Source organism: Paenibacillus sp. PAMC21692 (assembly GCF_014303795.1).
GTDB lineage: Bacteria > Bacillota > Bacilli > Paenibacillales > Paenibacillaceae > Pristimantibacillus > Pristimantibacillus agaridevorans.
In genome coordinates, this window is the sequence record NZ_CP060293.1 from 1,262,801 (window position 1) to 1,287,263 (window position 24,463).

At 55.8% G+C, this 24,463-nt stretch carries 18 protein-coding genes; all 18 read left to right on the plus strand.

The window, feature by feature from the left end:
- The 18 genes from H7F31_RS05105 (at position 1) to H7F31_RS05190 (ending at position 24,219) form a co-directional block, all read left to right on the plus strand.
- Complete coding sequence (locus H7F31_RS05105; RefSeq protein ID WP_108994785.1) at positions 1-246, plus strand: DUF1146 domain-containing protein; 246 nt, start codon at positions 1-3, stop codon at positions 244-246.
- 286 nt (positions 247-532) lie between these two features.
- Positions 533-1,972: a UDP-N-acetylglucosamine 1-carboxyvinyltransferase gene (gene murA, locus H7F31_RS05110; RefSeq protein ID WP_187103290.1), complete on the plus strand. Its 1,440-nt coding sequence runs from the start codon at positions 533-535 to the stop codon at positions 1,970-1,972.
- Between the two features lie 487 nt (positions 1,973-2,459).
- On the plus strand, positions 2,460-3,398 hold the full coding sequence (locus tag H7F31_RS05115; RefSeq protein ID WP_187103291.1) for an ABC transporter permease: 939 nt from the start codon (positions 2,460-2,462) through the stop codon (positions 3,396-3,398).
- A gap of 4 nt (positions 3,399-3,402) precedes the next feature.
- Positions 3,403-4,275, plus strand: coding sequence for a carbohydrate ABC transporter permease (locus tag H7F31_RS05120; RefSeq protein ID WP_187103292.1), 873 nt, complete (start codon positions 3,403-3,405; stop codon positions 4,273-4,275).
- Between the two features lie 81 nt (positions 4,276-4,356).
- Positions 4,357-5,370 carry a response regulator gene (locus H7F31_RS05125; protein WP_187103293.1) on the plus strand — a complete coding sequence of 338 codons (1,014 nt, stop codon included), beginning with the start codon at positions 4,357-4,359 and terminating at the stop codon, positions 5,368-5,370.
- Entirely contained in the window at positions 5,367-7,229 is a 1,863-nt protein-coding gene (locus tag H7F31_RS05130; RefSeq protein WP_187103294.1) for a cache domain-containing sensor histidine kinase, read from the plus strand. The genes H7F31_RS05125 and H7F31_RS05130 overlap by 4 nt, the downstream gene beginning before the upstream one ends.
- Positions 7,230-7,322: 93 nt before the next feature.
- Entirely contained in the window at positions 7,323-9,350 is a 2,028-nt protein-coding gene (locus H7F31_RS05135) for an alpha-L-arabinofuranosidase C-terminal domain-containing protein (RefSeq protein ID WP_187103295.1), read from the plus strand.
- A gap of 122 nt (positions 9,351-9,472) precedes the next feature.
- Positions 9,473-11,599, plus strand: coding sequence for a hypothetical protein (locus tag H7F31_RS05140; RefSeq protein ID WP_187103296.1), 2,127 nt, complete (start codon positions 9,473-9,475; stop codon positions 11,597-11,599).
- 2 nt (positions 11,600-11,601) lie between these two features.
- Complete coding sequence (locus H7F31_RS05145) at positions 11,602-13,167, plus strand: extracellular solute-binding protein (RefSeq protein ID WP_187103297.1); 1,566 nt, start codon at positions 11,602-11,604, stop codon at positions 13,165-13,167.
- Between the two features lie 24 nt (positions 13,168-13,191).
- Entirely contained in the window at positions 13,192-16,068 is a 2,877-nt protein-coding gene (locus tag H7F31_RS05150) for a fibronectin type III domain-containing protein (protein ID WP_187103298.1), read from the plus strand.
- 66 nt (positions 16,069-16,134) lie between these two features.
- Positions 16,135-17,583: a LamG-like jellyroll fold domain-containing protein gene (locus H7F31_RS05155; protein WP_187103299.1), complete on the plus strand. Its 1,449-nt coding sequence runs from the start codon at positions 16,135-16,137 to the stop codon at positions 17,581-17,583.
- Positions 17,584-17,917: 334 nt separating this feature from the next.
- Positions 17,918-19,183 (plus strand): stage II sporulation protein D, encoded by a 1,266-nt coding sequence (spoIID, locus tag H7F31_RS05160; protein WP_261800310.1) that lies wholly within the window; start codon positions 17,918-17,920, stop codon positions 19,181-19,183.
- Between the two features lie 169 nt (positions 19,184-19,352).
- The gene (locus tag H7F31_RS05165) at positions 19,353-20,084 is read left to right on the plus strand and encodes a M23 family metallopeptidase (RefSeq protein ID WP_187103300.1); all 732 of its coding nucleotides are present in this window, start codon (positions 19,353-19,355) and stop codon (positions 20,082-20,084) included.
- A 177-nt stretch (positions 20,085-20,261) separates the two neighbouring features.
- On the plus strand, positions 20,262-20,549 hold the full coding sequence (gene spoIIID / locus H7F31_RS05170; RefSeq protein ID WP_087569465.1) for a sporulation transcriptional regulator SpoIIID: 288 nt from the start codon (positions 20,262-20,264) through the stop codon (positions 20,547-20,549).
- Positions 20,550-20,699: 150 nt separating this feature from the next.
- The gene (gene mreB, locus H7F31_RS05175) at positions 20,700-21,689 is read left to right on the plus strand and encodes a rod shape-determining protein MreB (RefSeq protein ID WP_087569464.1); all 990 of its coding nucleotides are present in this window, start codon (positions 20,700-20,702) and stop codon (positions 21,687-21,689) included.
- A gap of 244 nt (positions 21,690-21,933) precedes the next feature.
- Positions 21,934-22,797 carry a flagellar hook-basal body protein gene (locus H7F31_RS05180; protein ID WP_187103301.1) on the plus strand — a complete coding sequence of 288 codons (864 nt, stop codon included), beginning with the start codon at positions 21,934-21,936 and terminating at the stop codon, positions 22,795-22,797.
- 31 nt (positions 22,798-22,828) lie between these two features.
- Positions 22,829-23,668, plus strand: coding sequence for a flagellar hook-basal body protein (locus H7F31_RS05185; protein ID WP_187103302.1), 840 nt, complete (start codon positions 22,829-22,831; stop codon positions 23,666-23,668).
- Positions 23,669-23,688: 20 nt separating this feature from the next.
- The gene (locus H7F31_RS05190; protein ID WP_187103303.1) at positions 23,689-24,219 is read left to right on the plus strand and encodes a DNA-directed RNA polymerase subunit beta; all 531 of its coding nucleotides are present in this window, start codon (positions 23,689-23,691) and stop codon (positions 24,217-24,219) included.
- Positions 24,220-24,463: the final 244 nt, after the last annotated feature.

Consider the following 24,463-nt stretch of genomic DNA (forward strand, 5'->3'; position numbering starts at 1 on the left):
ATGTCCGAGATATGGAACACAACGGGAATGACGGGGTTATTTTCGATCGTAGTGGAGCTGCTCAGTATTTTCTTCGTCTGGATGCTGCTGCAGGAGGTAAAGTGGGAGACCTTCTTCCAATACCCCCGCCGGCCCAAGGCCAGAATGCTGCAGGTGGTGCTTGCGGTCGGCATCGGCCATCTGTTTGCCGGCTTTATATTGCAGTATTGGGGTTACAGTGTCATGCTTCGAGGTTTTGTCGAATAACATGCGCGAAACATGTCAACAATGGGTAATACATAGCTTCACATCTTGACGGCAATTGTCGATAACCATTCTAGACGCTCCCGAATTGGCAATTGCAGCCCAGGCTGTAAATCGCGGAGCGGCGGGGCAAACGAATCTTTCCAGAATAATTTGGGAAAAAAATGTTCTTGTCGATTATTGTTGCCAGATGTTATGATGAAGTTTAGTGAATGCTCGAGGACTGCCAAAAAACGACAGGTTCAAAAGCTATTTGAAACAGAAATTGCAATTCGCGGAGGGACACAAGATGACCAAAATTATCGTCCGCGGAGGCCAGCGCTTATCGGGAACGGTCCGCGTCAGCGGCGCCAAAAATGCAGTGCTCCCCATTCTTGCTGCCTCATTATTGGCGACGGAAGGAGACAGCGTCATCTGTGACGTGCCCCTCCTCGACGACGTTATGACGATCCAGAGCGTGCTTGCTTCATTGGGCGCTCAGCTTACTTATAATAACGAGACGATGCGGATCTCCGCACCGATTATTCATTCTTGCGAAGCTCCTTACGAGCTCATCCGAAAAATGCGCGCTTCCTTCCTGGTTATGGGTCCGCTATTGGCCCGCATCGGCAAGGTGCGCATCTCGCTTCCCGGCGGCTGTGCCATCGGCACTCGTCCGATCGATCAGCATTTAAAGGGATTCGAGGCGATGGGCGCCGAGATTACGTTAGGCCACGGCTTTATCGAGGCAAGCGTTAAGGATCGCCTAAAGGGCGCCAAGATTTATCTGGACGTTGCAAGCGTAGGCGCCACCGAAAACATTATGATGGCCGCCGCGCTGGCGAACGGCACGACTACGATCGAAAACGCGGCGAAGGAACCGGAAATCGTGGACCTCGCCAATTATATTAACGCCATGGGCGGCAAAGTGCGCGGCGCAGGCACCGGCATGATCCGAATCGAGGGTGTTGAGCGCCTGGCGGGTGCAAGACATAATGTGATTCCGGATCGCGTCGAAGCGGGCACCTACATGATCGCGTCCGCCATTACGGGCGGCGACGTGTTCGTCGAAGGAGCCATCGCCGATCACTTGATGCCGGTCATCTCGAAGCTGCAAGAGATGGGCGTCGAGATTGTGGAGAGCGACAACGGCATTCATGTAAAAGGACCTCAGTCGCTTAAGGGCGTGGACGTCAAGACGCTGCCGCATCCGGGCTTCCCGACAGATATGCAGTCCCAGATGATGGCTCTGCTGCTTGTGTCCGAAGGCACGAGCGTCGTCACGGAGACGGTCTTCGAGAATCGGTTCATGCATGTCGAAGAGTTCCAAAAGATGAATGCAAGCATTAAGGTGGACGGCCGCTCGGCCATCGTAACCGGAGGCGTGCCGCTCTCCGGAGCAAAGGTGACGGCCACGGATCTTCGCGCGGGAGCTGCTTTAATCTGCGCGGCGCTTCGCGCCGACGGAGAGACGGAAGTAACCGGATTGCATCACGTGGATCGTGGTTATGTTGACATTACGGGCAAGCTGGCTGCGCTCGGCGCAGACATTCGCCGTGTCGCGCTGGACGATGAGCCGGTGCTGGCAAGCACATCGGTACAGATCCAGCAGCATGCCGAAGCCGCACAGCCGAGTCCGCAAGTCGCAGCGGCGAAGGCTGCAGCGGTTGCCGCATCCAGCGAACCGGTCGTCGCGTTCAAGCGCGACAAGGAAGCGGTTGTGCTAAAGGTGCAGCCGACCTGGGCATAACATTTGCGCGCATCATTCTTATAACGGGAGACGACTTTACAGTCCTGAGCCGATTAGGCTCCTGGGCGGTCAAGGAGTCTCCTGTTTGTTTTGCGTCCATTTGTTGTTCGGCTCATTTTCGCTACGGAACTCCCACTTCCAGCCGGTGCAGGCGTTGAAGCGCGATTAACGGTCCCGCAGCCACTATTGGAAGGCAAGATCACACGCGGCTTCATCGCTATTATCTCAAACCTGACAGGCAACGGTTCGCTCTCCGGGCGACGATCGTTGCCTCTTTGGTTTGAGATTAAAAGCATAGCTCAACCATACTAGGCCTAGAGAGACTTGGGGGAACTGCTGCCCGAAAAATTCGGGTTACAGTGACGCTTGACAGCTCGCAAGAATGACAACGCAGTGAAATCGGATAAGAAATAGACGATCAGGAGAACGAAACGGACGGATGCGCTCTTTATAATGAAGATAAACGCGGCTCGATATGGAGGTAGGTATGAGAAACGAACTAACCGCCGGCCTGGCCGGCCGCCCCGCCAGGAAGAGATGGAAGCTGGCCCATCTTCCCTTCTACTTCATGATATTGCCGGGGCTGATGTATTTCATTATTTTCAAGTACGTTCCGATGTTCGGTCTGCTTATTTCGTTCCAGCAATACGATCCCTTTGCAGGTTTCCTGCGAAGCACATGGGTCGGTTTGGACAACTTCAAACGATTGTTTATGGAACAGGATTTCGCTTTGCTGCTCGGCAATACGTTTATGTTTGCGAGTCTGGATATTTTGTTCTTTTTCCCGGCGCCGATTTACCTTGCGCTTCTGCTGAACGAAGTGCGGATCAAATCGGTTCGCAATGCCGTGCAGACGATTATGTATGCGCCGCATTTTATCTCCTGGGTGGTGATCGTGTCTCTCACCATGACCCTGTTCGCCTCGCAGAACGGTCTAATCAACCAATGGCTGGAGTCCGCGGGACTTGGCTCGATCGAACCGTTCGCGAAGTCGGATGGGCTGAAGCCGATGTGGCTGCTGCAAAATATATGGCAAGGGATGGGCTGGGGCTCGATCCTCTATCTGGCGGCCTTGTCCTCCATCGACACTTCCTTGTACGAAGCGGCCAAAGTGGACGGGGCGGGACGGCTCAGGCAAATCTGGCATATTACGCTGCCCGGCATCCGTTACGTGATTGTCATTATGTTTATCCTGCGGCTGGGCAATTTCATGGAAATCGGCTTCGAGCATATCTTCCTGCTGCAGAATCCGCTTAACTTCCATGTGTCGGACGTGTTCGATACGTTCGTCTACCGGACGGGCATATTGCAACGCGATTACAGCTATTCCGCGGTCGTCGGGATGTTCAAATCCATCGTAGGGCTGATCCTTGTGCTCGGGGCCAACCGGCTGGCGCGCAAGCTGGGCGAAGAGGGGGTGTACTGAAACGATGCTTGCTACCGGAAAATCGCGCGACGGTCTCGTTCAGACCATCATCGTTGTCATTGCCGTCGTATTGGCGCTTATCGTCGTATTCCCGTTCGCGCTTACCGTGATGAGCTCCTTCGCTTCCGACAAGGAGCTGCTGATGAAAGGCGCCGTGCTCTGGCCGCAAGAATGGACGCTGGATGCTTATCGGTTTTTGCTCGACAACGACCAATTCACGCAATCCTTTAAAAATGCGGTCATCATTACGGTCGTCGGCACAACGATAAACATGGTCCTGACGGTGCTCATGGCGTACGGTCTCGCTCAGCCCGAGGTCAAGGGCAGAACCGTCGTCAACTTCATGGTATTGTTCACGATGCTGTTCCACGGCGGGATGATTCCGACGTATCTGGTCGTTAACGAACTGGGCCTCATCGACTCGTACTGGTCCATCTGGCTGGTTAACGCCATTGCTCCGTTTAATATGATTATTATACGCAGTTACTTCCAGACGCTGCCCAAGGAGCTCAAGGAGTCGGCCCGCATCGACGGCAGCAGCGAACTAGGCATTTTGACACGAATTATATTGCCGGTTTCGATGCCGACGATCGTGACGTTTACGTTGTTCTATACCGTCGTGAACTGGAACATGTATTTTCAGGCGGTGCTTTATTTGAACGACATGAACAGCTATCCGCTCCAGGTATTTCTGCGCCAAGTGCTGATCGTCAATCCGTCAGAGCTGGGTCTTGCCGTCACGGATGAGGGCTATACGTATACGGCGGCGGTCCGACATGCCGTTATTTTGATGGCTGCCCTGCCCTTGCTTGTCGTGTACCCGTTCATGCAGAAGCACTTCAGCAAAGGCATGATGATGGGTTCGGTCAAAGGATAACCTTTTCAAACGGGCAGCCTTTACAGTATGGTGGAGGAAATACGCTTCTTCGGAAGCCTTCGGTTACAGGAGTGATGGTAAATGTATCAGGTGCTTGTCGTCGAGGATGAGCCGTTGATCCGTGACGCGATCGTAGAGATGGTGCAGCAGATGGACGGCTTCAAAGTAACGGGCGAAGCCGCAAGCTGCGAAGAGGGATGGCGGCTTGTGCAGGAGCTGTGGCCGACGCTGCTTATTACCGACATTCAACTGCCGGATGCCGACGGACTGGAGCTGATCCATCGCATCCGCGAGCAAAAGCTGCCCATCGTGTCGATCATCGTCAGCGGCCATGACAATTTCCCATACGCGCAGCATGCGATTCGTCTCCACGTATCCGAATATTTGCTGAAGCCGATCTCGGAACAGGAGCTGCATGCTTCCATCAAGCGATCGTTGAGCCGGCTGGAGTCCTTCGCCGAACCTAATCAGCTGCTGCTGGATATGCAGGCATTCGTAGACCGTATGCCCGAATACCATTCCGTTCAATTGTTCGAGCGAGTCGACCGGATTATTGACGCGATCTTCGGATCGAGGTCCGGGGATCAGGGCGCAATGATCAGCTATTGCAACATTCTGGCGGGGAAGCTGGCCGATTGCGTCAAGGCCATCTATCCCGCGTTCCGGGAAGCCGAGATGCAGCCAGGGGCGGGAAGGCAACAATTTCGCATGTATGTTCACGGATTGCTGCATGAGTGGATCAAACAATATTCGCTATTCGCGGGCAACAATATGAAGCTGGTTATCGCGCGGGCTTGCGATTATATGGAGCGGCATCTGCATGAGGAGATCGCGCTGAGCCAGATTGCCGAATATTCCAACTTAAGCGCCTCTTATTTCGGCGTTCTATTTAAGCAGCATACGGGCAGAAGCTTCGTGAATTACTTCAATCAGTTGCGCATGGACAAGGCGATGGAGCTGTTGAGGAACCCCGACTTGAAAATATACGAGGTCGCCGAATCCGTCGGGTTCGTGTCTCTTCCTTATTTCAACCGGGTGTTTAAGCAGCAGCTGTCCATGACGCCCAACGAATATCGGAAGAGTCTCGGCCTATGAGGTGGGGACAGTGGGTCAGCCGATACTCCATCAAGTTAAAGCTGATTGTTGTGTTGTTGTCCGCTATCCTGTCCTCTATCGCGTTAACGGGGGCGTTTTCCCAATATTTTTATACGAAGGCGGCAAAACAGGATTTTTTCCAGTTCGCGGACGACGCGTCGTACCGGCTTAATCGTCAGATCGATCAATATTTCATGCAGTTGAAAATATCGGTATCGTCGATGGTGGCCGGTCCGCTTCCCAATCGCAACGACATTACGCGTTCGTCGGAGCATGTCGGCATAATTCAGAGCTGGCTGGCGAGCTCCGGTCCGACCTCTCTCTCCCGTCTGGCGGATCTGCAGGATGTATTAAACAACTACGTGGCGCTGAATTACGACGAGATCGACAGCATGTTCCTGGTAGCCGCGGACGGCCGAGCCGTCTCGAATCTGCAAAGCCTGAACAGGGCCGGGGACGTCTACAAGAACGAGATGTGGTTTAAGACGGAGCTGGGGGAAAACCTGCAGGTTCTCCCCACCCATCGATCCGAGCAGACGGGAAGAAACGTCATCTCTCTGGTGCTGCCCATTTTCTCGACGGATACGATGAAGCTTGCCGGAAGGCTCGTTCTCAATCTTCGGATTGGCGAGCTCGAGAAGACGCTGGTGCGCTCCACGCTTGCGGGCAAGGGGTACTTTTTTATCGTGGCCCGGGATGGAACGATCGTCTACCATCCCGAGCCTGGCCTGCTCGGACAGCCCATCGGCGAGACAAGCCTGGCCGAGCTGAAGCTGGATCATCCCTCCGACGTGCAGACTATCCAGGGGACCGAGATGTTAATATCCAGCAACGACTCGGAGCTGGCCGATTGGAAGCTTGTCGCCATGGTTCCGTTCGAGGAGATGGCAAGCGGCGTCAAGGTAGCCCGGAACGCCGTTATGGCATCCGTATTGATTCTGGTTGTGATCGTCCTGATTACGGTACCGATCATCGCCCAGCGATTCACGCGGCCGCTCCGCCAATTGAAGAAGCTCATGGAGCAGGTGGAGCAGGGCAATCTGGACGTCAGGGCGGATGTCGTGCCTGGTCGGGACGAAATTCAGCTGCTGAGCCACAGCTACAACCGGATGACGAGCAGGCTGCATAGTCTGATCGAGACGGTAAGCCGCATGAAGGTCAACGAGATGAACATCTTGCTCGGACAGAAGGAAGCGATGATCCGCGCTTTGCAGAATCAGATCAATCCGCATCTGTTGTACAACACGCTTGAAATTATCAATAGCCTTGCTTATGTCGAGAAAAACGAGCGGATACAGGTCATTGCCAAAAATCTCGGCGACTATTACCGCTATACGGCTTCGATCAAAGAGCCGTTTGTCCCGCTTCGCGAAGAACTGGAGCATGCGAGGAAGTACCTGGATATCGTGAAAATCCGGTTTCCGAAACATTTTCAGAGCCGATTCTACGTAAACGAAAAATATATGGAAGCGGGCATCGTCAAATGCTCCCTCCAGCCGCTTGTCGAAAATGCCGTGAAGTATGCGATCGAACCCAGACAAGGCAACGGGACGATCATCGTGAGCGCGTATAACGAGTCGGAGGATCTCATCATAGAGGTGGCGGACAATGGGGACGGCATTGCCCCGGACAGGCTGGAGGAGCTTCGGGGCCGCTTGTCGAGTATGGCCGCCCAGACGGACGAAACCTTGATGGGGAGTCCGTCGCTGGGCATCGCCAATGTCCATGCCCGGCTTGTGCTGCAGTATGGCCCCCGATATGGATTGACGCTCACTTCGTTCGAAGGCAGGGGCACGGTCGTATCGATCCGGGTGCCGATGCAGCCGAATGGACCGCCGGAAGGGTGGAGCGGGACGTAAAGTGAAGTAAAGTAAAGTAAAGTAAAGTGAAGGTCCGTTCTCCATAGGGGCAAGCGGAGCAACGGGCAAGAGGAACAGGGAGGAGAATGAAGGATGGAACACGACAATCGCGCAAGGATCATCGTGGGCGACAGACAGTCGGAGCACACGGTCAGTCCGTACCTGTTCGGACATTTCATAGAAGATATCGACGATCATATGACGGCCATGCTGGCGTACCCCCTTCGCAATATGGATTTCGAAGAGGAAGACCGGAACGGGGACGGCGTGTCGGGCTGCTGGTATCCGCTCGGCTTCGGGAAGCATAACCGGTATGCGTTGGAGCCGGCGGCCAAGGGGCATGGCGGACACAGCCAGAAGATTAGAATATTCAATAAGGATCGCGGCGCGGCCGGAATCGGCCAGGCGATCGAGCTTCGGGAAGACGGAGGATACAGGCTGCGCCTCATCGCCAGAGCCACGCGGGAAATTCGCAGGCTGCAGGCGCGGCTAATCGATCGGCGAAGCGGGGAGCAGCTCGGCCAGGCGGAGCTGGAGCTCCGCAGTCATCGATGGACGGTGCTCGAATGCGGCATCCATGCGTCGAGAAGCTGCGTGGAAGCCGAATTGCAAGTATGGGCGATCCCTGCTCCGCATGGAGAATGGGAGGATTCGGTATCGACGGGCCAGGTCTGGTTCGATCATATCTCCTTGCTCCCGGACCGGCATACGGCGCTGCTGAAGCAGGATGTATTCGAGATGACGAGAGAGCTGAACAGCGGGATCATGCGGCTGGGCGGCAACTACATCAGTTTGTACCATTGGGACGACTTCGTCGGGCCGACGGATCTTAGAGCCAATTACATCAATGAGGCATGGGACGACGCCGGCCATGTGCACAAGTATTTCGGAACGGACGAATTCGTTGCCTTATGCAAGCAGCTCGGGGTCGAGCCGCAGCTGTGCGTCAACATGGGGACCGGGACGGCGGAAGAGGCGGCCGCATGGGTCGAATATTGCAACGGGGGCGTGGATACCGCCATGGGAGCGCTCAGAGCCGCAAACGGGTACCCGGAGCCTTATGGCGTCCGGTACTGGGAGATCGGCAACGAAATGTACGGGCCCTGGCAGGCGGGCGTATGCACGCCGGAGCAATATGCCGGGCAGTACCTGCAATTTGCGGCAGAGATGAAAGCCGTCGATCCGGACATCGTGCTGCTGGGCTGCGGAACGGCGAGAGATTCGCTTGCCCCCGGCTGGAATCGGAAGGTGCTGGAGCTTGCCGGCACGGAGATGGATTACCTTACGCTTCATCTATACCCGGGGCGGAACTTCTTCCCGATTGACGCGAATACGCCGGGACCCGAGCGCTTTAAGGCAATGGTTGCTTATCCGGAGGTAACGCGATTCGTGTTTGGGGAGGTTGAGGCGCTGCTTGCAGGGAACGCGGAGCTGAGGCATATCAAGCTGGCGGTGACCGAATGGAATACGATGTATTTCCCCAATTCGGACCTGACGAACGCGCATACGCTGGAGGCGGCTGTCGCCAATGCTTGCATGCTGAACGAGATGATGCGTCAGAGCCATCTGGTGAGAATCGCCAACTTCTCCGATTTGGTTAACGGCTGGGTCGGCGGCTGCATACGGGTCGGCGACGCATACGAACGGATGAAAAAGCCTGGCTGGAGCGGGCAAGGCGAGATCGCATTCGGAACGGCGACGTACCATGTGCTGAAATTATACGCCAATCGCAACAATTATCGGCTTGTTGATTCCGAAGTGGTCTGCGACACCTTCGATGCCGGACCGTCGCAGCTTTCCATTGCGCTCGATCGTCTCGGTAAGCTGGATGTCGTCGTCACTATATCCGATAATGCCGATGTTCTTACCTTGTTTATAGTAAACCGATCGCTTGACGAGGTGAGCGTGACTTGCGACCTGTCACGATGGCCGCTGGAAGGGGACGCCGTTGTTCGGGAGATCTCCGATGCCGACTATGAAGCGCGCAATACGATTGAGGAGCCCCATAGACTAGGGGAGAAGGTACGCCGGACCCGATTGCGGCAGTCCCGGTGGGAGGCCGAATTGCATCCGCATGCGGTCTATGTGCTGGAAGCGCGGCTGCGCAACCACTCGAATTAGATCCCATGAAATTGGATAAGAATTCGAGTTTCTGTGTAACGAAATGCTCCCCGGAGGCATGGCATACTTGAATCAGCAAGATCAGGATCTGCCGATATCGGCATGAGGAGGAGGGGATCATCGTGGATGCCCATGTTCGTATCAGACGGGCGGAAGACAGCATGAGCCGTTGGACAGTGGATAAACGGATATTCGGCAAGTTCTTCGAGATGAACGGAAGGGATACCTATCCGGGAATCATTGACGACTGCATAGCCAACGGCTCGTTCGAACGCTGGCATTCGAAGAGAAGGAAGGATGGCACGAACCTGCCATGGACGATGCGCACCGAAATTATGTACCGGGATACGCCGGTCACGCCGGGAATCGCGTACCCTTGGGAGCCTGTTAATGGCGGCGCGGAAGCCTACGAGCAGCCCGAGGGCGGGGTTCACGGCAAGCAAGAGTGGAAGCGATTCCAGCGATTAAAGCTATCGGCTCCTTGCGACAGGCGAGGCATCGTCCAGCGGATTACGCTTCCCGACGAACGTACGCTGGCCTACCGGGCGACCTTGTATGCGAGAGCTTCAAGTCCGCAAACGCGGCTGCACATCGCCTTGGAAGACAAAGGCGGCGTCCTTATGGGGGAAAGCGTCGTAAAGCTCGGCGAGGAGTGGACGAAGTATGAGGCGGACATCGTCCTGCGGCAAGGAAGCCCTTACCGGTATGCCGACTCGCCGTTCGGCGAATACCGCTTCAGCCTGACCGCCGAATCGGACGGCGCGGGCGATGTCGATCTCGATTGGGTGATGCTTGCATCCGGCGATGCGATTGAAGGCGTATTTAATCCCGCCACGATCGAATTGCTGAAGCGATATCATGTGACGTCGATTCGTTGGGGCGGCAATTACGCGAACGAGTACAACTGGAAGGACGGCATCGGACCGTGGCGGCAGCGTCCCGTTCGGGATAATCTGAACTGGGGTGGTCTCGAGCCGAACTACTTCGGCACGAACGAATTTCTTCGATTCTGTCGGCTGGCCGACGTGGAGCCCTTCCTAAACGTGGGCTTCAGCCGGGATCTCCCGCCCGAGCTTGCCGCGGAGTGGGTGGAATACGTCAACGGAGGCGCGGACACGCCCATGGGCAAGCTTCGGGCGGAGCACGGCTATCCCGAACCATGGGGAGTCAAGCTGTGGCAGGTGGGGAACGAGAGTTACGGCGACTATCAATTCGGTTATACGGACTCCATTGATTTCGCCAATCGCATTCAGACGTACTACAAGCTGATGAAGCAAGCCGATCCCGATATTACCGTCATAATCGCCGGCGAGGATCCCATGTATGTGGATTATTCGGAAATACCGGGGCAGCCGCCGCTATGGAATAAGCGACTGTTCGAGATCGCCGGGCCCGATTATGTGGACGGACTGGACATTCATCAATACACGAGGGGCATCCGTGATCGCGGATTGCGGCAGCAATGGCTGCGCGACAACGACGCGGACGCCGTCTTCTACAATCAGGTACTGGTATCGTATCCGACCCAGTACGAGTCGTTGATTCGCGAGCTGAAGGGAATGGCGGAGTCGTATGGCTTCCATCCGATTGCCCTGGAGATTGGCGAATGGAATCTGGAGCCGGAGACGGATCCGGATTGGCCGAAGGCCGAATACGAAACGATGGCGCATGCCTGTTACGTCGCGTCCATGCTTAATGCGTTCATCCGCCAGGGGGACGCCGTCCGATTTGCCTATCAACGCGACAATGCCTTGTACGACCGGGCTTATCCCGTCGATATGCGGCCGGTTAACCCCGGCAACGACACTTCCCGCCTGTATGCGGAACCCTTCCTGCGCGTCGATACGGGCTGGCGGCATCTGGAGCTGGAGGTGGAAGCGGACGGGTTCGATATGCCGTCCACCTGGGTGAGAATCAGGCCGATGGACAATATCCCGTATATCGACGCCGCGGCTGTCGTATCGGATACGGCCGGCGAGATTGTCGTGTTCGCGGTTAATCGCGACTTGACGGCTTCCCGGACACTGCGGATGGAGGGCGACTGGAAGGTGGGCGATGCCAAGTGGATTGCCACGTTGCAGCACGCCGACGACCCGTTCCTGCGGCAGGAAGATTGGTATGCGGCCAATGGATACCGCTTGAGCGCCGCGGCAATAGAAGAAGGAGCGGACGGACTGGCCGAGCTGGCCATGCCGCCCGGTTCAATTGCGAGGATCATCATTTATTTGGATACAGAAAAGGGGAACTGACGATGAAGAAGCTCAAGCTGGTTATGGCGGCGGCGCTTGCGGTCGGCACATTATCCGCGTGCTCGTCCAATAACGCCGGCGGCAATGCCGTCCCGAGCCCGAGCCAGGGAACGGAGCCGAGCCCGACGGAGAGCGCGGCAAAAGCGAACGTTGACGACGGCAGCGAAACGATGAATATTTCGCTCATGCTTCCGCAATATGCGGAGATTGGTCCCGCCAACGACTCCGAGCTCGTGAAGCAATTAAACGAGAAGCTGAATATCAAGCTGGATCTGCAATGGATTCCCGGGGCGAGCTACAACGACAAGATAAGCGTATTGGCGGCCTCCAACAGCTTGCCGGATGCTTACCGCATTACGGCGCAGGATTATATGCAATGGAGAGATAAAGGGGTGTTCCTGGATGTCAAGCCTTTGCTCGACGGGTACCCGAATCTGACTGCGCATCTTCCGGAGGAGGCTTGGCAGGAGCTGAACGACAACGACCATTATTATGGCTTGCCGTACTACAGCATCCCGCATCTCTTCTCCCTGTCGATTCGTCAGGATTGGCTGGACAAGCTTGAGCTGGAGATGCCGACTACGGTAGACGAGTTTTACGAGGTGGCCAAAGCATTCGTGAACGACGATCCCGACGGCAACAACAAAAAGGATACGACCGGCTTCTCCATTATCGTGAACGACAGCGGAAAGTTCGAGAACGCGGAATACTTGCAGGGCGCTTTCGGGCTCGGCAACGAATGGACGCTGAAGGACGGCAAGCTGGTGGCGATGCAGGCGCAGACGGAAGAGCTTAAGGCATTCATCGGCTTTCTGCGCAAAGCGCATGAGGAGGGAGTGCTCGATCCCAATTTCCTGGTAATGAAGCCGGCCGACGCAAGAAACAAGCTTTGGAACGGGCAGGTGGGCATTCAGCGCGTCAATGCGAACGAAGTGCTTCGTCTTGATGAGCCCAACGTGAAAAAAAACGCCCCGGAAGCCAAGCTGGTGCAGCTGCATCCGCCGGCAGGGCCGACCGGCATCCGCGCGTTGCAGACGGATGGCATGGGGCAGAACAAAGTGGTCATCAACGCCAAGAGCGACGAGAAGAAGCAGCAGCGAATATTGAAGCTTCTGGACTACATGCTGTCCGATGAAGGGTACGATCTCATCAAGCATGGCGTAGAAGGCGTGGATTACAAACAAAATGCGGACGGCAAATACGAGAAGATTCCCGACACCAAGTTCGCGGGCAATCTGCTGTCCATCAACTTCTTCCGTCGCGCGGACAAGGGCATTCAGCTCCACAAATACAGCGATCAGGAGTATGCGGCAAAAGTGACGCAGTGGCTCGACAACAATGACCTGTACGATTGGCCGAACCATGGGCTGGGGCTCGCGGTAGAGACGGAAGCGCACAAGAAAGTGAATTTCGCGACCTTGAACACGAAGTGGATGTCCACGATGGTTAAAGTCATTACGGGCGAAGCCCCTCTCGAGGATATCGACAAGGCCGTGAGCGACTGGCTTGGAGGCGGAGGAGAGCAACTGACGACGGAAGTGAACGCGATCTATTCGGAACGTCAATAACGAATGTCGGGGAGGACATGTTCGATGAAGAAAACGGGCTTATGGACAATCATGTTCGTATATGCAATGGCTTTCTTGATGAGCGGCACAACCCCTCGGACGGCGCATGCGGATCCTGTATCCGCCGTCATTGATATCGACACCAGCGTTGTCACGACGTATAACCCCGACTTTCGGGGCTTCAACAATGAACCGGAGCGCACCGCAATCGTCATGAATGATCCCGATTTTATAGACGCCGCCCACGAATACGGACGAATCGGCTTCGTCAGGTGGCCGGGCGGAACTCCCACCAACAGCTTCTCGTGGAAGCTCGGCATGACGGATTCCGAGTACACGGGCCAAGCGCAGAAGGAGCCGCGGCGTTATTATAATCAGCTTTACTCCAAACGTTATCAGATCGCCAAGGGCGGGGAGCGCATTTCCGATTATGTGGAATTTCTGCAGCGGACAGGCGCCAAAGCGGTCATTATGATCAATGTGCTGCAACAGAATCCGGAGCAGGCCCGCGACCTGGCCAAATATTTGTACGACAATCATGTTCCGGTCGTTTACTTCGAATTAGGCAACGAAATTTCGTTCTACGTGTCCGGAAGCGGCAATCAGCAGCCGGCGTTCAAATCGGGAACGGATTATCTAAATCGCGCCAAGGTGTTCAACGACGTTATCAAGTCGGCTTATCCCGGCGCCAAAACCATTATCTCGATGAGCAACCACCAAGTGGCGAATTTCGACGAGGACGTGTTCGACTATCCCACCCCTTACTGGGATGCGGTTACGACGCATCGGTTTGTTGGCGACGGGGCGAACGTGGGCGCTGCCATGAGCGACGCGAACGGGTATTTGAACAGCTGGAACTCGTTGATCGACAATCATTATGCCGGCAATCTGAACAATCCCGAAATCTTTATTGGCGAACACGGCGTCAAGCTGGGAGGTCTTCTGGACAACACCCAATATGGCGGCATCTATGTGAGCGAATCGGTGCTGCGGCTCATTACGAATGAGCATATCTCTTATTTGGCCGGATATCGGTTCACCAACGGCGTATTCACGCCTTCCGAGGGCCATGGTTCCGTGCTGGAGGACGCGTTCCAGGATGGCAATGCCGTAGATGCAACCACGCTGGATTTCGCTCCTTATTACAGCACGCCGGCAGCTTCGCTGCGGGTCATCGACGGAGCCGTCAATCAAGGAACGACGGTCTGGGGAACTTCCGTGACGGGCGGCGATACCGTCAGCCGGACGGGCGGCACGATGCCTGCCTTGTTCGCCCAAGCGTTCCGCGGAGACAATGGCAACAATTACGTTGTCATTACGAACAAGTCCGCCAGCGAGCATGCGGTGCAAATCAAGCTTGACGGAAGCGCGGTCACGGCGGCCATGACCAAAACCTACACGGCCTCATCCGATCCGCTCGCGACGAACAGCGCGATCGCGCCCGAGGTTGTGACGGTGCGGGAGGCGGTGACGGGCAATCCCGTCTCTGTCCCTCCATACAGCGTCATGCGTGTGGAGTGGTCCCGCGGCGGAGGCCCGGATACGCCAAGACCGCCTGTGCTTATGAACACGGAAGCGGGGAACGGGAGCGTAACCCTGAAGTGGCAGCAAAGCTTGAACGCAACGGGCTACAAGGTGAAGTACGGCACGTCCGGCGGCAGTTATTCGACTACGATCGATGTCGGCAACGTGCTAAGCCGCACGATTACCGGCTTGTCCAATAACGCCCAATATTATTTTGTCGTAACGGCTTATAACGCAACGGGCGAAAGCGCCGCCTCCAATGAAACCTCCGTCTTGTTGTCGCCGCCTTCGGCGCCGATGGCCAGACGCGCCTATGCGGAGACTTACGGCAATCTCGCCGTGGAGTGGCAGAGCGTTCCGGGGGCGACGGGCTACAAGCTCAAATACGGGACGACTCCCGGAACGTATCCGAATACGATCGATGTCGGCAATAATCTCGGCCAGCTAATCACCGGACTGACGCCGGGCACGATTTATTACTTTGTCGTAACGGCCTATAACGGCAGGGGAGAGAGCGGCGCTTCCTCCGAGATGACGGCTGCGGTGGCGGGATGGCGGCCGCTCGCACCCCATGACGCGGTCATTACGGGCGAATCGTCCGCATCGATCAGCATGAGCTGGAGTCCTACGCGGACCGAGACCTATCGGGAATACTTCGAGGACGGAGTCGCCGACAGTTGGACAGCGCAGCAAGGTAGCTGGCCGGTTGTTGCCGATAGCGGACGGGGCGCAAGCTTCTATCAGTCGCCTCTATCGGGCGCGGGGCTGACGATATTCAGCACAAGCGCGACCTGCAACTACGAAGGAGAGGCTATGCTTGAGCAAGCGGCGGCGGCCTCCGGCAAGACGGCTTATGCATACGGCGTAGTCGCGCGTTACGTGGACAATGCCAACTACTACAAGTTCGTTTATAACGTCAATGAGGATCGCTTCAAAATCGTGAAAGTAGCAGGAGGGGTGGAAACCGTCCTGGCCAGCAAAACCCGGGCCCAACTGAATGCCCCCGCCCTGGATACATCCAAGCTGCTTATGCATATTCGCGTGCAAGGCAGCACGATCGAAGGCTCCGTCAATCATCTGGGCCCGATCCTGACCGCGACGGACAGTACCTTCTCCAGCGGCAAGTTCGGCCTGTATACCTTGAACGAGCAAGTCAACTACAACTGGACGCGAATCTATCGCGTCAATGCGGACAGCTATACCGTATACCGAAGCACGCAGCCGCATACGAACTTTGCGGTTCTGCAATCCGGCATCACGGGAACGTCCTACACCGATACGACTGCTGTCTCCGGCGTGACCTACTATTACAGAATCACCGCCGAGAATAGCAACGGATCAAGCTATCACCATTCGAATACGCTGCGCAAAAATTAACAAGCAGACCATCAGGACGCCCCGGCCCGGGGTGTCCTGATTCGCTAAAGATGGGAGAATGCCGTTATGAAGGAAAACCATGTTGAACAACAAGCAGAACAACAAGCGTATCTAATGGGGTATTTTCGCTCGGGACCGGGGCAGACGCATAAGGTCGAACAGCTGCACTATGCCTACAGCCGGGATGGAAGGCGCTGGTATGAGCTGAACGGGAACAAGCCGGTATGGGCCGCCTCGGTGGGCGAAGGGATATTGCGAGATCCCTTCATCGGGCGCGGAGCCGACGGGAAATGGCATATGGTGTATACGATCCGTCCCAAGGGGCCTTCGATCGGCTACGCGGTCTCGGATGATTTGATCCATTGGACGGACGAACGGGTGCTGCCGCTGATGCGGAATGTCCCCGATACGGTCAACTCCTGGGCTCCGGAATTCAGTTGCGATGCCGCTACGGGCGAATATCTGGTGTACTGGGCGTCAAGCACGGGTAAGGATTTAAGCAACAGCAAACATTATGCGGCCCGCACCAGGGATTGGATGACGTTCTCCCCGGCAGAATTGTTTTTTGATCCGGGCTTCCAGACGATCGATGCGAGCATCGCCGAACATGGAGGCCGTTTTTACATGGCGGTCAAGGATGAGAGTCATGTGTACGAGCCGGCGCGCTTCCCGCATGCCCCTATGAACTTCCTGGCGGCTGCCGACCGGCTGGAGGGTCCTTACGAACCGGTTCCCGGATTCCGAACGCCCGACTATACGGAGGCGCCGGAGTTTCTATGGATCGAGCGCGAGGGGAAGTGGCTGCTGTTGTACGACTACTGGGCATATGGAAAATTTGGCATGATGGAGTCGACGGATATGATTAGATGGTCGGAAGAGCTGGAGGAGAGCAAGACGCGGATTCCGTATCGAGCCAGGCACGCGACCGTATTCCCGATATCGGAGGGCGAGCTGCGGCTCCTGCTGGAGCGGTATGCGCTGCAAGCGCGTTATCCGACGACGACGTATGCTCCGGTGAGGGTGTCGACATGGGGTTCGTCCGGCTTCCAGCACGATGAATTTACGTTAAGGACGGTAGCTCTGCAGATCCGTCCCGATTCCCTGCAAGGGACTCAAGTGCTGTATGACGAAGGAGATACGGAGAACGGCCTTGCGCTGCGGTTGCGCGACGGGCGTCTGGAGGGCGTCGTTCGTTCGCATGGCGGCCAACTGATAGCGGCCGGAGAAGCGGGGGCGCTGTCAGTCGGTCAATGGCAGCATGTTGCCCTGGTGTTCGAAGAAGGGCAATTGCGATTATATGCCGGAGGAGCGATGGTTGCGGAAGCGAAAGCTTCGTTTGTCATGGTGCGCGCTCACGAACATCCGGGAGGTTACGGGGGTCGATTTGGCCAGGACGCGTTCGGAGACTCCGAAGGAAAAGCCGCCTTTGGCGGCGCGATTCGCGATGTCCGCGTATATGCCGTCTCTCTGCAGGCGGAAGATATCCTGGCAATGATTCCCGAAGTGCTCCGCTAGGAGTTTTTCTCACGGAGCCGGATCGGTGCCGTACACGCGCCGATGCAGTCTAAATATCTGCAAGCTCGTGCATTCGAAACTTCCAATCATGATTTTGTTCTTCTACCCTACTAATCAGGCTCATAGAATGTAGTACAGGCGGTTAAGAGGATAGAGGATCCCTCTCATCCGCGCTGAATGAAAGAGGGCTGCGCAGCCTGTCAGGGAAGGAGCGTAGGGTAGCATAAGAGCAACAGGATGGTTTGGCAGGTCAAAGGCCATTTTTATTCCGGTCAACAAGCAATGGTGGTCTGTCTTCGGGGTAGGAGTCGCGCTGGGCTGTGTCGTTTTCGGAATGAGATGGTTTCTGACGGAGGAGAGCGCGGAAGGCAAAGCGGACATGCAGGCAATGACGGAAGCGCGAGGCGGATTCGCGGACGACAAGCAGCCGGCCTTCATGTCGTTCGCGGATCCGGTCGGAAACGGGAAACTCGGACAAGCGGTCGATGCATCCGACGATATCCGAAAGGACGCCGCGGCTTCGGATATGGCTGAGAAGCCCGGCACTCACGCTGGGGCTGTACCTGTCGTCGAGTCGGAGGATCGGGGTAAGCAGCCAACTGATAGGGAAGCCGGTTCGCCGGGTATGGTGTCTAAAGGAGCAACCGGCGATGTGAGCCCGCCGGAAACATCTCAGCAAGCTCCGGAAGACGTCACCTCGGTTGGCAAGTCTCCGAAGCAAGCCGAGCCTGCCGTTAAGGGCGCGCTTGAGGGAGTAACCGTCCGAGTCTATCTGACCGGTACGGGCACGGTAGAGAAGGTGCCGATCGAGACCTACGTAATGGGTGTGCTGGCGGGGGAGATGCCGATCGACTTCGAGCTCGAGGCGCTGAAGGCGCAAGCGATCGCGGCAAGGACCTATATCGTTCGCAGACTGGCCTCGGGCGACAATGAGCTGGCGAGCCGGGGGGCGGATGTCTCGGATACGGTGGAGCATCAAGTGTACGTATCGAAGAAGGAGCTCGGCAGGCGTTGGGAGGGAGAGGCGGAGGCGGAAAATCTGGCGAAGCTTGCCCAGGCCGTCCGCGAGACGGAAGGACTCGTTGTCACCTACGAGGGAGAACCGATTCAGGCAGCCTTTTTCTCGACCAGCAACGGATACACGGAAAATTCCGAGGAGTATTGGACGATGTCGCTCCCTTACTTGCGCAGCGTCGACAGCCCATGGGACAAGTCGATCTCGCCCCGATACGAGCAAGAGGAGACATTCGAGCTCTCGCGATTCTATAAGCTGATGGGAATGAAAGGAAAGAAGGCGAAGGGCAAGCCCTCTATTAAACTGGTCGATAAAACGGAGGGCAATCGAATCAAGTCTATATCGGTCAACGGGACGGCCTTTACCGGAAGAGAAGTGAGAGAGCGGTTAGGACTGGCATCCTCGCAATTCAGTTGGAAGATTGGCAAGGAGGGCATTACGTTTACAACCTACGGCTTCGGGCACGGAGTCGGCATGAGCCAGTGGGGAGCGAACGGGATGGCCAAGGAAGGCCGTACGGCCGTGGATATTCTGCTTCATTACTACTCCGGGACTAAGGTCGAACAAGCCTCGAATCTACCATAAGAGGCCGCAAAGGTTCCTATCGATCTCGATGTGATACTCGATGCATACTCTACTGTGCTGAAAGCCGTACTTCTTGAACATGCACGATTAGGATAAACTCTTAAAAAATGCTATGCCTCACGTATAAACCTAGCAGATCTGGCAACAATGGCTAGTGAGGTGATAGCTAATGAATGAACAAAACCAAAACAAAAACAAGCAAGAAACTCCCAAAAATAGTCTGGGAGGCGCGTCTGCCGCAAACTCTAGCAGCGGACTGAAGAAGCTATTCGCAAAGCGATGGGTTTCTCCAGCGATCTTCATGGCTGCGGCAGCAATTATCGTTACTCTCATGTGGATCTATCAGGGGTCGGGTGAGACGGACCAAGCGACAATGGGTCCGGACAACGCCGCTGAAGAAGCACAAGGGAACGGAGAGACAGGCAAGGGCGAGGATGTCGTGGGCGTGATCACGGGCGACGAGAAGATGGCATGGCCGGTAGCCGACTACAATGCGCTGCAGAAGGAAACGCTGTATTATGATGAGGACGCAAGCGAGGCCGAGAAGGAAGCGGCGCTGATCCAGGTCGGCAATTCCTTTACGGCTCATACGGGCATCGACTTTGTTGATCCCAACGGTACGCCATTCGATGTTCTGGCGGCACTGTCCGGCAAAGTAACTTTGGTGAAGCAACATCCGACGAACGGCAATATCGTGGAGATTAGCCATGGCAACGGTCTTGTGACGGTGTATCAGAGCCTCTCGGACGTCCAAGTGGCGGAGGGCGACGACGTTGAGCAAAACACGATCATCGCCAAGGCGGGCCGCAGCGAGCTTGAGAGCGACCTCGACGTGCATCTCCACTTCGAGACGCGTCTCAACGGGTCGCCGGTCAACCCGGCGGATTATATCGTCAAGTAATTTCGCACTAGGACGAAAGTCGTCCGAAACCGCGGGCAGGCAAGGGATTTTTCCCTGGCCTGCTTCTTTTTTTGCAAAAATATTCACTTTCCGGGCTTGTCACGCTTGGCCACAACGAATATATACCCACTCCACTCATATAATGTACCAAACTATCTCGAGTAGGGAGGCGGGAACGTGCACGATTACATCAAAGAGCGAACCATTAAAATAGGCCGCTGCATCGTGGAAACGAAGCATACGGTGCGGACGATCGCCAAAGAATTCGGCGTGTCCAAGAGCACGGTGCATAAGGATTTGACCGAGCGGTTGCCGGAGATTAACCCGGACCTGGCCGACCAGGTAAAGCACATTCTCGAGTACCACAAGTCGATCCGGCATCTTAGAGGAGGCGAAGCGACCAAGATCAAGTACAAGAAAACCAGCTCCAAGAAGCGCGAAGTGCTCGCTGCGGGCAAGGTCTGACATTACCCGAATATTCATCAAAAATTGCTTGGCGAAGAGAGGATTTTGGTCTTTTTTGACGAATAATGTACGTTAGGGGTTTTTCCACGGATGTTGGAAGGCCAAATGGAACGCCTACGTACAATTTATTAGTTGGGGGACTTACGCCTTATGCTAAGCAAGGATATCGGGATTGATCTGGGGACGGCTAACGTATCCATTCATGTGAAAGGTAGAGGTATTGTGCTTGACGAGCCTTCGGTCGTTGCGATCGAAAGCGATTCGAAGCGAGTGCTCGCGGTCGGCGAGGACGCGCACCGTATGGTTGGACGTACGCCGGGCAACATTGTGGCGATCCGTCCGCTGCGGGACGGCGTCATCGCCGACTTTGAGATTACGGAAATTATGTTGAAAGCGTTTATTGACCGGGTGGATGGCCGCAAGTGGTTTAGCCGTCCCCGCATTCTGATCTGCGCGCCGACAAACATTACGTCCGTCGAACAGAAGGCGATACGGGAAGCGGCGGAGAGAAGCGGCGCGAAGGAAGTCTACCTGGAGGAAGAACCGAAGGCCGCCGCGATCGGCGCCGGCATGGACATCTTCCAACCTAGCGGCAACATGGTTGTGGACATCGGCGGAGGCACAACGGATATAGCGGTGCTGTCTATGGGCGACATTGTAACGGCATCTTCCATAAAGGTGGCGGGCGACAAGTTCGACGATGCCATCATGAAGTACATCAAAAATAAGTACAAGCTTTTGATCGGGGAACGGACCAGCGAGGATATCAAGATCAAGATCGGCACTGTCTATGCGGAGAATCGGAACGAAGAGATCGATATTCGAGGCCGGGATATGGTCTCCGGCTTGCCGCTGACCGTAACGATTCGCTCTCACGAAGTGCGAGAGGCGTTGTGGGATTCTGTTATGTCGATCGTAGCCGCAGCCAAATACGTGCTGGAGCAGACGCCGCCGGAGCTGTCGGCGGATATCATCGACAGAGGCGTGATTCTGACCGGCGGCGGAGCGCTGCTGGGGGGCATGGACGCGTTGCTGGCGGACGAGCTTAAGGTGCCGGTGCTCATCGCGGAGAATCCTATGCACTGCGTCGTAAAAGGGACGGGCATTCTGCTCGATCACTTGGACAGGCTCAAGAAATAAGCCTTGCGGCATAGAAGCTTTGGATGGGGACCCAGGCATAGGGGCAGCATGGCGGAGCAAGGGCGGACAAGCTTGGCAGAAGCGGCGGATTCCCGCGGGTAGGGCGCCTTAGGGGGGCGCGCCGAGGCGGAATATAAGTCTCTGGTCTCATGTTCAGCTATTAAGCGGTCTTGATTCCGGACCGATAAATATAGAAGAGTAATCACATTGAGCAGAACGTAGGACAGAACTTAGGAGGAGTACCGTGCTAAGAGGTCTATATACGGCAGCGTCCGGCATGATTGCGCAGCAACGCCGACATGATACGGTTACGAATAATATATCCAATATCAATACGCCGGGATACAAACAGACGAACGCCGTGACGCGTTCATTCCCGGAGATGCTTCTATCCATGACGGGAGTACAAGGCGCGGAGCGGACGGAGATCGGCCGATGGACGAGCGGGGTGTTCGCCGAGGAGAGCTTGTCCATTCATCTGCAAGGCGACTTGACGCAGACGAATCAATCCTCCGACTTCGCGTTGATCTCGGACATCGAAGTGGACGGCCTTACTTTCGACGCATCCGGCAAGATGGTATCGGCTGACGGCGAGGTGGTCTTTCAGCCTCAGGCATTCTTTACGGTGCAGGATCCGTCTGGCGAGATCCGTTACACGCGCGGCGGCAAATTTACGTTAACGGGTGACGGCTTCCTGATGACAGGCGATGGTTCCTTCGTGCTTGGCACGAACGGACAACCGATTACTCTGCCGCAAGGCGTAGGGCTCGACAACCTGGTGCTTACGGCGGATCAACGCTTTATCGACGAGGATGGCAACGATGTCGGCGCGCAGCTGCTCATCTCCCGGATCGAAAATCCGAATGATCTCGTGCGCGAAGGCAATGGCAACTTCCGCTTCAAGAACGGCGAGGGAGAAGTGCAGGCGATTGCAGCAGATGAGCGTATCGAAGTCAGACAAGGCTTCATAGAGCGCTCCAACGTCGATGCGGCGCAAGCCTCGGTGGATCTTATGGCGGCGCTGCGCGCATACGAAGCGAACCAGAAGGTCATCCAATTCTACGACCAGAGCTTGCAGAAGGCGGCGAACGAGATTGGCCGCGTTTAATGACTAAGGGAACAAGGGGGAATTACGCGGCATGAACGCTTCGATGATTAACGCCATGGTGTCGATGAACGCCCTCCAGCAGAAGCTGGATCTGTTATCGGATAATATTGCCAACGTCAACACGGTCGGCTACAAGAAGAAGGAAGCGTCCTTCGAGGATCTGCTGACGAATATGAAGACGCAGCCGGGTTCATTCGAACGGCCGGGACGGCTGACGCCTTTGGATCTCAATCAAGGCTGGGGAGCACGGGTGACGATGATCCAGCCCAATCTGACGCAAGGTCCGCTTAAGTCGACGGACAATGTTTCGGATCTCGCCATCGAAGGCAACGCCTTGTTCGAGGTCCAGGTGGATGGTGCGGGGACGCGCGCTTACACGCGCAACGGAGCGTTCCAGTTGACGATGCGGGCAAACGGTGATACGATTTTGGCAACGGAAGACGGTTATCCGGTTGTGGCGAACGTGCCTGACGGCAACGGCGGATTCGTGGAGGGCAACGTTGTGCTGCCGGCAGGGTTCACGCTGCGCGTGGATGCCGATGGCACGGTTCGCGGTGTATCCTCCGAGAATACGATTGAGCTCGGCAGCATCAAGCTGCTGCAAGCTTCGCGCCCTGCGGCGCTTACGCCGGTGGCGGACAATTTGTTCACGATTGCGTTCGGCATTAATGTCGACGACGTCGTGCAGGAGATTGTGCCGACGATGGATAATCGGATCGCTCTGCGTCAAGGCTACTTAGAGCAGTCTAATGTACAGCTTACCGACGAGATGACAGAGCTAATCAATGTCCAGCGCGCTTATCAATTGGCAGCAAGAGCGTTATCGTCCAGCGATACGATGATGGGTATTGCGAACACGATGCGCGCGTAGGATGGAATGAAGGTGATCGTATGGCTGACGAACGAAGAGATTCGAGCCGTATCGAATTGGAAGACAGACCTGCCCCGGGCGGAGTCAGAGCAGGCGGAGCAACGGCCGAGCTGAGGACTCCCATGAGGAGCAGCGGATTGTCCCGTATGGAACGGCATGGCGGATCTTCGTCGAGCTCGAGCTCGAGCACAGCGAATGATCAAGAGAAGGAAGTCCCTGCTAAGAAGGCGAAGCTGACCTTCGGCAAGAGGAAGCCGGCGGAGCCGGTGAAGTTGGAAGGGCCGGTGAAGCCGGAAAGGTCGGCGAAACCGGAAAAGCCGGTAAACGAACCGGAGTGGGATGAGGAAGCGGAAGAGGAACGCGAATACCCGAGATGGGCAGTCGTGTCTTTCTGGCTGTTCCGCAAGAGTATCGTCCCCGTCGTCATGATTGTGATGCTCATCGTCGGCTTGTATGCCGGATATGTGTTCCTCGGGGACGCACCCAAGGATGAAGTGTTTAAATGGTCGACTTGGCAGCACTTGTACGACCTCGTTTTTGCAGAGTCTTGATTGGCTATATTCATTCCAGGCCCGTGGCCTGACGCGAGTCCTCCTGGTGACGGGGGGCTTTTTTGTTGTTTAGGAGAGACGTTATTTGGAAAAAACCGTTCCGTTCGTGGTACGCGAGTATGAAAAACCATACACAATCGAGCCATAACAAAAGCCCCTTCATCAGGAGAGGCTCTTTATCATGTCAGTTAGCTCAAAGAACAAGGAGCAAGGAAGCAAGGAACTTGCAAGACTCCCTGCTGCC